The following is a 12,076-nucleotide window of genomic DNA, read 5'->3' as shown; positions in this document are numbered from 1 at the left end:
AAGTTGTTTTGGCTTGGTGCAATTGTTAGGGGATAAACAAGAGTTTCTCTTCACGAGAAAGATAAGAGACGTTGGATACGATATCGAATGATAATATGTGCCAAAACCTATCTAATCATCAGACCTAGTCATCTGCAATGTAATCATTAGTTTAGTTTTCTATGAAGTTATTAAAATAGAAGCGTGATTTAATTTTTATCGAAGGGAAAAATTTATACCCTTATAGTTCTACTTTTTGACAAGAATTTTCGGATATACAGACTAATACGCTTTTATAGGTACTTTATCTACTAACATTTATCAGATTGTTTGATAGTCAATTACCGATACTATTGTTGCTATTATGCGCTCTTTGGTGTTTGTTTGTGCGAACGCGTCATTTTTAGTAAAAAAACGCATGATTCTGCTTGCCAACATTTTATAACTCCCTATAATGCGCCCCACTGACACGGCAGACGCCACAAGGCTTCAGCGGTATCAGTAAGAGGATAAGACGCTCGAATGAGAAAGTTGAAAAAAGTGTTTGACACTGACAACGAAATCGCTAGAATGCACCTCCGCTTCGAAAGAAAAGTTCTTGAAAAGCAAGCTCTTTAACAATTTAAACCTATCAATCTGTGTGGGCACTCGTTGATGATAATCATAGCTTCTTAGGAAGCACAATGGTTTCAATGAACTGAGTGACCAATTAAGACTTCGGTCTTAGCACAGTCAATTTATTCAGTATTCATTGAGCCGAAAAAACTTTTAATTGAAGAGTTTGATCATGGCTCAGATTGAACGCTGGCGGCAGGCCTAACACATGCAAGTCGAGCGGCAGCACAGAGGAACTTGTTCCTTGGGTGGCGAGCGGCGGACGGGTGAGTAATGTCTGGGAAGTTGCCCGATAGAGGGGGATAACCATTGGAAACGATGGCTAATACCGCATAACCTCGCAAGAGCAAAGAAGGGGATCTTCGGACCTTTCGCTATCGGATACGCCCAGATGGGATTAGCTAGTTGGTGAGGTAAGGGCTCACCAAGGCGACGATCCCTAGCTGGTCTGAGAGGATGATCAGCCACACTGGAACTGAGACACGGTCCAGACTCCTACGGGAGGCAGCAGTGGGGAATATTGCACAATGGGCGCAAGCCTGATGCAGCCATGCCGCGTGTATGAAGAAGGCCTTCGGGTTGTAAAGTACTTTCAGCAGTGAGGAAGATGGTGAGATTAATACTCTCATCATTTGACGTTAGCTGCAGAAGAAGCACCGGCTAACTCCGTGCCAGCAGCCGCGGTAATACGGAGGGTGCGAGCGTTAATCGGAATTACTGGGCGTAAAGCGCATGCAGGTGGTCTGTTAAGTCAGATGTGAAAGCCCGGGGCTTAACCTCGGAATCGCATTTGAAACTGGCAGGCTAGAGTGCTGTAGAGGGGGGTAGAATTCCAGGTGTAGCGGTGAAATGCGTAGAGATCTGGAGGAATACCGGTGGCGAAGGCGGCCCCCTGGACAGACACTGACACTCAGATGCGAAAGCGTGGGGAGCAAACAGGATTAGATACCCTGGTAGTCCACGCCGTAAACGATGTCTACTTGGAGGTTGTGGCCTTGAGCCGTGGCTTTCGGAGCTAACGCGTTAAGTAGACCGCCTGGGGAGTACGGTCGCAAGATTAAAACTCAAATGAATTGACGGGGGCCCGCACAAGCGGTGGAGCATGTGGTTTAATTCGATGCAACGCGAAGAACCTTACCTACTCTTGACATCCAGAGAATTTAGCAGAGATGCTTTAGTGCCTTCGGGAACTCTGAGACAGGTGCTGCATGGCTGTCGTCAGCTCGTGTTGTGAAATGTTGGGTTAAGTCCCGCAACGAGCGCAACCCTTATCCTTGTTTGCCAGCACGTAATGGTGGGAACTCCAGGGAGACTGCCGGTGATAAACCGGAGGAAGGTGGGGACGACGTCAAGTCATCATGGCCCTTACGAGTAGGGCTACACACGTGCTACAATGGCGCATACAGAGGGCAGCCAACTTGCGAAAGTGAGCGAATCCCAAAAAGTGCGTCGTAGTCCGGATTGGAGTCTGCAACTCGACTCCATGAAGTCGGAATCGCTAGTAATCGTGGATCAGAATGCCACGGTGAATACGTTCCCGGGCCTTGTACACACCGCCCGTCACACCATGGGAGTGGGCTGCAAAAGAAGCAGGTAGTTTAACCTTCGGGGGGACGCTTGCCACTTTGTGGTTCATGACTGGGGTGAAGTCGTAACAAGGTAGCGCTAGGGGAACCTGGCGCTGGATCACCTCCTTAATACGAAGATTATTGCGATGAGTGTTCACACAGATTGATACGGTTTATAGAGCACCTAGTGGGTCTGTAGCTCAGGTGGTTAGAGCGTTCGCCTGATAAGCGAGAGGTCGGTGGTTCGAGTCCACTCAGACCCACCAATTCTTCTTTGGAAGAAACAACTAGATGGGGCTATAGCTCAGCTGGGAGAGCGCCTGCCTTGCACGCAGGAGGTCTGCGGTTCGATCCCGCATAGCTCCACCATCTTTAAGCGCATTAGCGATAGTGTTCTTAAAAATGGTTTCGAAAGAAATCTTTGCTCTTTAACAATTTGGAAAGCTGACAAAACAATGTTTTATTTCATTGAAATAGAAGATTGTTTGTAAAGTTCTCAATTGTCTTCGTTAAGAAGACAAACAAAAACACATTCAAGTGTTCTTGGATTTACTTTTTAAGTAAATATTCAAAATTGAGTCCGGCAATATCGAGTCTGCAACATGTATAAAAATGCAGACAAACCTTGGTGACTTGTTCATCAACTCGAAACTTTTTTGGGTTGTATGGTTAAGTGACTAAGCGTACACGGTGGATGCCTTGGCAGTCAGAGGCGATGAAGGACGTACTAACTTGCGATAAGCGTAGATGAGGCAGTAAGAGCCACTTGAGTCTACGATTTCCGAATGGGGAAACCCAACTGCATAAGCAGTTATCTTTAACTGAATACATAGGTTAAAGAAGCGAACCGGGAGAACTGAAACATCTAAGTACCCCGAGGAAAAGAAATCAACCGAGATTCCGAAAGTAGCGGCGAGCGAAATTGGATTAGCCCTTAAGCTTATTATGCGTCAGGCGAAGGCTCTGGAAAGGGCCGCGATACAGGGTGATAGCCCCGTAGCTGATAACGCACAGTAAGTGAAAACGAGTAAGGCGGGACACGTGTTATCCTGTCTGAACATGGGGGGACCATCCTCCAAGGCTAAATACTCCTGACTGACCGATAGTGAACCAGTACCGTGAGGGAAAGGCGAAAAGAACCCCTGTGAGGGGAGTGAAATAGAACCTGAAACCGTGTACGTACAAGCAGTAGGAGCCTCCTTTGTGGGGTGACTGCGTACCTTTTGTATAATGGGTCAGCGACTTATATTCAGTGGCAAGGTTAACCGTTTAGGGGAGCCGTAGGGAAACCGAGTCTTAACTGGGCGCACAGTCTCTGGATATAGACCCGAAACCGAGTGATCTAGCCATGGGCAGGTTGAAGGTTGAGTAACATCAACTGGAGGACCGAACCGACTAATGTTGAAAAATTAGCGGATGACTTGTGGCTAGGGGTGAAAGGCCAATCAAACTCGGAGATAGCTGGTTCTCCCCGAAAGCTATTTAGGTAGCGCCTCGGACGAATACTACTGGGGGTAGAGCACTGTTAAGGCTAGGGGGTCATCCCGACTTACCAACCCTTTGCAAACTCCGAATACCAGTAAGTACTATCCGGGAGACACACGGCGGGTGCTAACGTCCGTCGTGAAGAGGGAAACAACCCAGACCGCCAGCTAAGGTCCCAAATTATAGCTAAGTGGGAAACGATGTGGGAAGGCTTAGACAGCTAGGATGTTGGCTTAGAAGCAGCCATCATTTAAAGAAAGCGTAATAGCTCACTAGTCGAGTCGGCCTGCGCGGAAGATGTAACGGGGCTAAGCTATAAACCGAAGCTGCGGCAATGCAATTTATTGTATTGGGTAGGGGAGCGTTCTGTAAGCCGTTGAAGGTGAGTTGTAAAGCTTGCTGGAGGTATCAGAAGTGCGAATGCTGACATGAGTAACGATAATGGGGGTGAAAAACCTCCACGCCGGAAGACCAAGGGTTCCTGTCCAACGTTAATCGGGGCAGGGTAAGTCGACCCCTAAGGCGAGGCAGAAATGCGTAGTCGATGGGAAACGGGTTAATATTCCCGTACTTCTTACAATTGCGATGGGGGGACGGAGAAGGCTAGGTGGGCTTGGCGACGGTCGTCCAAGTTCAAGTGCGTAGGTTGGGTGTTTAGGCAAATCCGGACACCTAAGACTGAGACACGATGTCGAGCACCTAAGGGTGTGAAGTCATTGATGCCATGCTTCCAGGAAAAGCCTCTAAGCTTCAGATTGTAAGGAATCGTACCCCAAACCGACACAGGTGGTCGGGTAGAGAATACCAAGGCGCTTGAGAGAACTCGGGTGAAGGAACTAGGCAAAATGGTACCGTAACTTCGGGAGAAGGTACGCTCTCGACGGTGAAGTCCCTTGCGGATGGAGCTATTGAGAGTCGCAGATACCAGGTGGCTGCAACTGTTTATTAAAAACACAGCACTGTGCAAAATCGTAAGATGACGTATACGGTGTGACGCCTGCCCGGTGCCGGAAGGTTAATTGATGGGGTTAGCGCAAGCGAAGCTCTTGATCGAAGCCCCGGTAAACGGCGGCCGTAACTATAACGGTCCTAAGGTAGCGAAATTCCTTGTCGGGTAAGTTCCGACCTGCACGAATGGCGTAATGATGGCCACGCTGTCTCCACCCGAGACTCAGTGAAATTGAAATCGCTGTGAAGATGCAGTGTACCCGCGGCTAGACGGAAAGACCCCGTGAACCTTTACTACAGCTTGGCACTGAACATTGAGCCTACATGTGTAGGATAGGTGGGAGGCTATGAAGCGAAGACGCCAGTTTTCGTGGAGTCGACCTTGAAATACCACCCTTGTATGTTTGATGTTCTAACTTAGTCCCATTATCTGGGACAAGGACAGTGCCTGGTGGGTAGTTTGACTGGGGCGGTCTCCTCCCAAAGAGTAACGGAGGAGCACGAAGGTGGGCTAATCACGGTTGGACATCGTGAGGTTAGTGCAATGGCATAAGCCCGCTTAACTGCGAGAATGACGGTTCGAGCAGGTGCGAAAGCAGGTCATAGTGATCCGGTGGTTCTGAATGGAAGGGCCATCGCTCAACGGATAAAAGGTACTCCGGGGATAACAGGCTGATACCGCCCAAGAGTTCATATCGACGGCGGTGTTTGGCACCTCGATGTCGGCTCATCACATCCTGGGGCTGAAGTCGGTCCCAAGGGTATGGCTGTTCGCCATTTAAAGTGGTACGCGAGCTGGGTTTAGAACGTCGTGAGACAGTTCGGTCCCTATCTGCCGTGGGCGTTGGAGAATTGAAAGGGGCTGCTCCTAGTACGAGAGGACCGGAGTGGACGAACCTCTGGTGTTCGGGTTGTGTCGCCAGACGCATTGCCCGGTAGCTAAGTTCGGAATCGATAACCGCTGAAAGCATCTAAGCGGGAAGCGAGCCTTGAGATGAGTTCTCCCTGGCGCTATAAGCGTCCTAAAGGGTTGTTCGAGACTAGAACGTTGATAGGCAGGGTGTGTAAGCGTTGTGAGGCGTTGAGCTAACCTGTACTAATTGCCCGTGAGACTTAACCATACAACACCAAAAGGGTTTTGTAGGACTCAATAAAGACATTTGATTGTGTTTGAACTTTATTAAAAACAGCTTTCCAGATTTTTTGTCTTCACTTTTAAAAAAGTGAAAATAAAACAGAATTTGCTTGGCGACCATAGCGATTTGGACCCACCTGATTCCATGCCGAACTCAGAAGTGAAACGAATTAGCGCCGATGGTAGTGTGGGGTTTCCCCATGTGAGAGTAGGACATCGCCAGGCTTTAAATTGCATTAGCGAGATGGATATCTTGTTAATAAGAATACAGCGGAGCGGTAGTTCAGTTGGTTAGAATATCGGCCTGTCACGCCGAGGGTCGCGGGTTCGAGTCCCGTCCGTTCCGCCACTTACTTTAGAACCTTAGTCCCAGACTGGGGTTTTTTAGTATCTGAAAGTTTTAGGGGTGTAGCTCCAATTGGCAGAGCAGCGGATTCCAAATCCGCGTGTTGGGAGTTCGAATCTCTCCACCCCTGCCATATTTCCCTTACGGGATATGAAAAGTCTCAGCTTTGGCTGAGACTTTTTTGTTTCTGGCCTTATGAAAAATAAAGGCTTTCGGATCTCTACCCCATACCCACCCGAAAATCCTCATCAGAATCGCTCCATACAGCTTTCCAAGTTTCCTTCCGGTTCATATCCTGTCTTTTCAGCTTCAACCTCGTGGTGAGCTATACAGCCACAAATAGCGCTTGCGTGTACCTAGGGTGAATATTGCCAACAAACACCTTTCATAGAAATTCGACAACGGTATGGTCCATATCCGGTACTTTCGTAAAAGATACTCCGCAATTACTGCACAGACGTTTCAGGGGCGTTTCTAAGTTTTTCTTCGGCTTTGATGTTAGCTTCTAGCATTTCGTATAGATTGAAAGCAATTGATCCAAGTGCAATGAACCAATAGATATTGAAAGGGGGCTGTGTTCCAGTTGGATTGAGCAAGTTTAACCCCACACCTACACCAGCAATCGTTAGGATGAACGTCGCGAACAGAAGGGTAAATACTTTGTCTGCATTTCCCATTCGGGATACCAACTCTATCCAAACTATAAAAACAACAAACAAAGCTACAACTATCTTTGTGAAATACGTCCCGATGACGTTTAACCCCCCAAAGAAAGTGAAAAATGTAGGATCTAAGTAAGCTTTATCCTGCATTACCCATGCAAATACCAACAAAGGAACGGTGATATACCAACTCAGTTTCTTTAGTTTTTCTAAATCTGAAATCCCCATATCTTTCTCCTTAGTTCAATAACATTTTCTAGTAGTATCAACTTTGACATGTTAACCGTCGTAATCGTTAATGTACCTTAACTCAATGCTATAGCGTTCTCTGAGATAAATTTCAGTCCTTGTTGTAGCAATGCTATAGCGTTGCCAGTTTTCGTTTATTATTGCTGTGGTGATGGTTAAGGATGGGATTACAACACTAACCGACACAAGAATGACGGCAATATACATTGCTAAAGACAGTATCTGAGATTTAGAATTTGATTCCAGATATTTCAGTGAGTTGTGACCTTTCCCAATACGATAAGATTGAATGACGAGATAAACTTTATTAGTTGTTGCCGGCATATTGAATGGAGATTTAGCTTTGGTAGATGAAAATAATCCAGCGGGTAGATATTACGCCCTTTTGATGAAGGCTAAGGGGCAAGGTGATAACTCTAAGGTTAGGAGTGTTTGGGCGAAGGTATTTGACGTCGATGAAAAAAATGATTCACTAGTTATAAGTCATGTCGTAGCTTTGTACAGTCTTGGGGAGGAAGTTAAATCGCTTGTAAATATGATTTCTGATGTGAATGCACCCCTGTATTTATCTTCATTTCCGCAGATTGAAAAAGCAATATTTCCATTAAATTTAGACGTCTCGTGGCAAGGACCTAAAAAGCATCTTAATGATGGTGCAATGACTAGGTTGCAGTTTTGCTCAGAGCTATTAAAGAACTCTTATCAAGAGGAAAGTATTGATAGTGAGGAGCTTGAACTGATTAAAAAGATGATTGACGATTTGTTTGAAGCAACGATCAGTAGTTCTGTAAACGATATTTTGCGATTGACGCTCTTAGAAGAAATTGAGCGTTTACGTACTGCTCTCGCTATGTATAGGATTAAAGGTGCTAAAGGTTTAAAACAATCTCTCCAATCAACTATAGGAATGGTCTTCGCTAACCAGTCTGAGCTGAAAAATGAGGAACATAGTAATGCTGAGGTTCTTCAAAAATTAGGTGTGTTGATTGACAAAATCGACGCTTTTACAGCTAAGGCTATGAAAGTACATAAGGTCCTGAGTAAGCCAGTGCAGTTTCTTATTGAACACTTTTCGAGTGAAGATAGTGAAGATACTTTTGACCAGTAACAATCTATCTTACTGACATATATGAAGATTCTAATGTTAACCACATAGGAGTCTTCATGTGACCAACCGAACTATTAACTTTACCCCGTCTGCTATTAAAGCGCTCCCGATTCCCCCATCGACAAATAAAGCTAATGATATTGAATGGTCTGATGAACAGATCATTGGTCTAAAGGTACTTGTCGGCAGGACGGGAAACAAACGGTACCTTCTACGTTATGTCAGCCCGGTAACTAGAAAGAAAACGAGTATCGCTTTAGGACGCTGGCCAGATTTGGATGTAAACGATGCCAGAACCAAAGCACGAAAGCTAAAAGTACAAATTGCTGATGGTATTGATCCGAAGCTAGAACGTGATTCCCGCTCTGCTATTGTGATGCCAGATGTGTACACTTTCTTCCACGAAACATATCTACCTTGGGCGAAAAATCGTAAGAGGTCATGGCGTGATGATGAAACACGGTTCTTGCGATGTAAGCCCATCTACAAAATTCCCATGGATAGACTTTCTGCTCATGCCATCATGAAGCTTCAATCCCACCTCGCCACTGAAACCTATAATGGTAAACCGTATTCTGTAGCCACGAATAACAGGGTTATTGCACTTGTTAAGGGATTTTGCTCACTATCATCTAAGGTTTTTGATCTGCCTAATCATGCAACTAAGGTTAGCTTACTGCCTGAGAATGGTGCCCGTGAGCGATTCTTAAATGTTGAGGAAACTGCTTTACTGATAAAGGTTGCTCGAACTTATTACTGTAAAGTGAAAGGGAATCTGATTGCGCTATTGTGGTTAACAGGTTGTAGAATATCTGAGTTAATGGAGAGGCAATGGAGTGACGTTGATTTTGATAATCGTACACTTTTCATCAAAACGACCAAAAATAAGAAACCCCATTTAGTCTATTTATCGCCACTGATGTTGGAGTTACTTTCTGAGCTTCAGGACATAAAGAAACCGGGGAATCCACATGTGTTTCCCGGTAGTCGAGATGGGACACATATATCACCGCCACGTAAAGCTTTGAGGTTGATACTTGATCGTGCTGGTATCGACCCTGAGGGGGTTGTTTTCCATACTGCGAGGCATTCGGTAGCGAGTAATCTACTGAACTCTGGGATGGATGTTACGTCGGTTCAGCGTGTTTTAAACCACGCTGCTATGTCGAGTACCTTACTTTACCGGCATTTTGATAAGACAGCACTAGAACGTGGAGCGAATGCTTTGTCTGATATGGTTGAGAGAGCCAGTGATAATATAGCGCTACCCGAACCTAAGTCATCTGAAAACTAATATTAAATGAAATAGATAGCCCCCGAATAGTTAGCACTATTCAGGGGCTTTTTCGTATCTGGAATTTAGATGGAGAAATTCAATGAAAGTTGTGAAAAGCCTTACTGATGCTGAACGGTTGGAGTTGCCCTTACCGATTAAAGAGCAATTGATGCAACAACTATTGCTTCCTTGGTCTGGTGACCGTGATGAGGCTGAGAAATTTTGGGAGGAAGTTTCTACGTGTCTGATTTTGATTGAGCGAAATGATACCGATCAAGACTTAGTTGACGTTGATGAAGATACGGAAGTCATTCTGTCATATGCGTTAGAAAACCCTGAGTTTGTCATTTTGCTACCAGACGAGACTGAACCCTATGTCTTTGCGTGCTGTGTCCATGCTGACGATGGCAGTGGAAGTTTTGTGGTGGGTTCTACGAGTAACGCTACTCAAGCGATTAAAACGTTAATTGAACTGGCTGAATAAGGGGGGATTTGTATGAGCCAAGAACCTGTAACTGAGAACGAAGTTGATCTATTCACCATTGTTAAAGAAGGGCAGAGTCCAAAGCTTAGTCCTAAATCTGAGAGCTTCCTTGAGTACCAGATTGCCTATAAAGAGGATGATCAGGAGTTCTATATACGTGTTTCTAAAAACTCGTCGTCAGGATTGTTTTCGAACAGTTGGGTCCGTCTTGAAGCTATCTTTACACTGCTCGATGATCAAATAGGTAAAACACTCAAGTCAGCAGCATTGAAACCAGTAATAACAGGTGGAAGCAGCAATTCGTGCGGGTTCTTAGCTTCTATCCTGCGAACTATCTCTATCCTTGATCCTGTACCCGATAATGTGTTCTTACATCAGGTGTCTGAGCGCTATGAAGTGGTGAAAACTGAGCTTCGAGCATTAGCCTCTAACCCTGATTAATCTCTCATATATAGCCGAGTGTCACTGAGTTCTACTTGATGTGGGGAGAGTAATTTTCTGTCGTATCTATCGATGGACTGCTTCGATGAAATTAAGGTAATGACAGAAGATGCATAGCGCTTATTAGTGTTGTGATGAACAGGAACTTGACCGGAGCGCGTAAGGGAAAAGTGCTCTACGGTTTTGTCCTGTTCATCAGTTTAAGTGGGTGGATGAGTAATGGGGTATTGGCGCTTAATTGATAAACCTAACTCAAGGATTGTACATCCGTTGCACCATGTTGGAACGTTTATGGACTGATAGAAAACTCCCATTGCTTCAGTTGCAATGGGAGTAAATTGGGTTGGACAGTCTGAAAGTAAAGTCAATTGGTTGGTCGCTTAATTGGATCGGTTGACACTAGAGGGTGTGTGGTCTGATAAACCTGTAACCCCTTTAATAGCAACCTCCTGCCGGAGTTATTTATTAGTTTATTAGCGTTAGCTTAAAAATAGCATCGTTTTGAGTTTTACCTTGCTTGGTATCGGTTTGTGATTCTGCTAAATCAGTCACTCTTCATACCCTACATCGGTTACTCAAAAATCAACACATAGTGGTAAGTTCTTGGTGAGGGAGGGCTGTAGTGGCCCAGTGAAACAACATTATGTCGCGGTAATTGGACAGCACAGAGTGCCACCATCAAGAAGGCCCTGTTTACCGTCAATCAGTGCTCTAGCTTTCTACTTGGTTGAGTCCAGATAGGTTTGTAACTCTTGCTTTAACAAGTAACGTACCCAGTCAGGTGAGAGTACTTCGGCATGAGGAAGCCACGCTTTGAGCTGGCGTAATAAACGAGGAATGTTCTTGGTTTGGTGGCTGATAAGCAGGCTGCCCGAATCCAGTTCTTTCAATACTTGGAAGTCGCCGGTATTACTTTCATTCAAGAATGCGTCGGTCACTTTACTGCTCATCTGCATAAGAACCTCAACGGGATTGAGTAACTCCCCCTCATATCCTCGGTCAGTAAGCCTCTGTTCAACGCTAGGGTCGGGAGAATATTTATCTTCGTAGCGGATTAAATCACGAATTTTCACGATTCTGAGTGACTCTAGGCGGTTTCTCTGAGTTCCAGCCACGTGCCACAACCCACGCTCATTCAACAAGCGGTAGGGGTAAAACCTATCGTAAGTTTTGCCTTCGCAGGTAAAGCTGATTACATTTCGCCTCTGGACCGATTCGATAAGTTTCTCGAACATGTTGGAGTAATCACTAATGTCTTCGATGTGCGGGTTCTTGAATAGAAACGGCGGCGTCGATTTGTTGTTGAGCACACCGTTACTTAGGTAGTGCTTACCCGAAAACAGTGTATCGAGTCCCATGTTGGCGAGTAACGTTGATATTTCGTGGTTGGTCTGCCTACCCAGAACCTTTGGGTCAAGAAAGTAACACGCACCTTCGCGTTGAATAGGGAGGTAATTTAAACGCTCATTGAAATCACGCTGCAGGGTTCTTTCACTCACACCGAACTCTCGCCTCAATTCTTCCAGATATAGCCGTTCTCCCGTATTCAAACGGGTCAAAATAATACCAAGTCTTTTCGCTAGGGTGTCGTGTTCTTTCATGCTACGCATTGTAGATAGACCCCTCGTCAGGGTGTGTCGGGCTTTCAGAAACACTGATTATTTCTAGCGAAACTTCATAAGGTTACTGATATTGCTATCGCTTTTATTGGTCGCCACAGCGTATGTCTGACAAGGCATGTATAACCTGAGTGAAATTGATTCACTCGTCTCGACACAAC

The 12,076-nt window shown here is 45.4% G+C and carries 6 protein-coding genes, 4 tRNA genes, 3 rRNA genes and 1 pseudogene; 12 read left to right on the top strand and 2 right to left on the bottom strand.

Features of this window, described 5'->3' with window-relative positions; translation table 11 throughout:
- Nucleotides 1-748 precede the first annotated feature (748 nt).
- The 7 genes from OCV11_RS16500 to OCV11_RS16470 all read left to right on the top strand — a co-directional run bounded on the left by OCV11_RS16500 (nt 749) and on the right by OCV11_RS16470 (nt 6,209).
- Nucleotides 749-2,291, top strand: a 16S ribosomal RNA gene (locus OCV11_RS16500).
- Nucleotides 2,292-2,351: 60 nt separating this feature from the next.
- Nucleotides 2,352-2,428: transfer RNA gene (locus OCV11_RS16495), tRNA-Ile, on the top strand.
- A gap of 27 nt (nt 2,429-2,455) precedes the next feature.
- Nucleotides 2,456-2,531, top strand: a tRNA-Ala gene (locus tag OCV11_RS16490).
- A gap of 298 nt (nt 2,532-2,829) precedes the next feature.
- Nucleotides 2,830-5,716, top strand: a 23S ribosomal RNA gene (locus tag OCV11_RS16485).
- A gap of 123 nt (nt 5,717-5,839) precedes the next feature.
- Nucleotides 5,840-5,955: ribosomal RNA gene (gene rrf, locus OCV11_RS16480) — 5S ribosomal RNA — on the top strand.
- The 16S, 23S and 5S rRNA genes sit together here with 4 tRNA genes alongside, the layout of an rRNA operon.
- 47 nt (nt 5,956-6,002) lie before the next feature.
- A tRNA-Asp gene (locus OCV11_RS16475) sits at nt 6,003-6,079 on the top strand.
- A gap of 53 nt (nt 6,080-6,132) precedes the next feature.
- A tRNA-Trp gene (locus tag OCV11_RS16470) sits at nt 6,133-6,209 on the top strand.
- Between the two features lie 313 nt (nt 6,210-6,522).
- On the opposite strand, the gene OCV11_RS16465 is transcribed toward OCV11_RS16470, so the two are convergent.
- Nucleotides 6,523-6,966 carry a hypothetical protein gene (locus OCV11_RS16465; protein ID WP_261894147.1) on the bottom strand — a complete coding sequence of 148 codons (444 nt, stop codon included), beginning with the start codon at nt 6,964-6,966 and terminating at the stop codon, nt 6,523-6,525.
- A 364-nt stretch (nt 6,967-7,330) separates the two neighbouring features.
- On the opposite strand from OCV11_RS16465, the gene OCV11_RS16460 reads away from it, so the two are divergent.
- From OCV11_RS16460 to OCV11_RS25080, 5 genes and pseudogenes are all read left to right on the top strand, one after another.
- Nucleotides 7,331-8,095, top strand: a complete 765-nt coding sequence (locus OCV11_RS16460; protein ID WP_104975710.1) for a hypothetical protein — start codon at nt 7,331-7,333, stop codon at nt 8,093-8,095.
- Between the two features lie 58 nt (nt 8,096-8,153).
- A complete protein-coding gene (locus OCV11_RS16455; RefSeq protein WP_261894145.1) occupies nt 8,154-9,389 on the top strand; it encodes an integrase family protein in 1,236 nt (411 codons plus the stop codon).
- Nucleotides 9,390-9,471: 82 nt separating this feature from the next.
- Complete coding sequence (locus tag OCV11_RS16450) at nt 9,472-9,855, top strand: hypothetical protein (protein WP_261894143.1); 384 nt, start codon at nt 9,472-9,474, stop codon at nt 9,853-9,855.
- Nucleotides 9,856-9,867: 12 nt separating this feature from the next.
- The gene (locus OCV11_RS16445; protein WP_258636848.1) at nt 9,868-10,296 is read left to right on the top strand and encodes a hypothetical protein; all 429 of its coding nucleotides are present in this window, start codon (nt 9,868-9,870) and stop codon (nt 10,294-10,296) included.
- Nucleotides 10,297-10,313: 17 nt separating this feature from the next.
- Nucleotides 10,314-10,413 (top strand): annotated as a pseudogene (locus tag OCV11_RS25080) (DUF2787 domain-containing protein); the annotation flags it as partial.
- Between the two features lie 602 nt (nt 10,414-11,015).
- On the opposite strand, the gene OCV11_RS16440 reads toward OCV11_RS25080, so the two are convergent.
- Nucleotides 11,016-11,897, bottom strand: a complete 882-nt coding sequence (locus tag OCV11_RS16440) for a helix-turn-helix transcriptional regulator (RefSeq protein ID WP_261894142.1) — start codon at nt 11,895-11,897, stop codon at nt 11,016-11,018.
- Between the last annotated feature and the right edge of the window lie 179 nt (nt 11,898-12,076).

The organism is Vibrio porteresiae DSM 19223, from assembly GCF_024347055.1.
Classification (GTDB): domain Bacteria; phylum Pseudomonadota; class Gammaproteobacteria; order Enterobacterales; family Vibrionaceae; genus Vibrio; species Vibrio porteresiae.
This window is presented reverse-complemented; position numbering and strand designations above follow the sequence as displayed.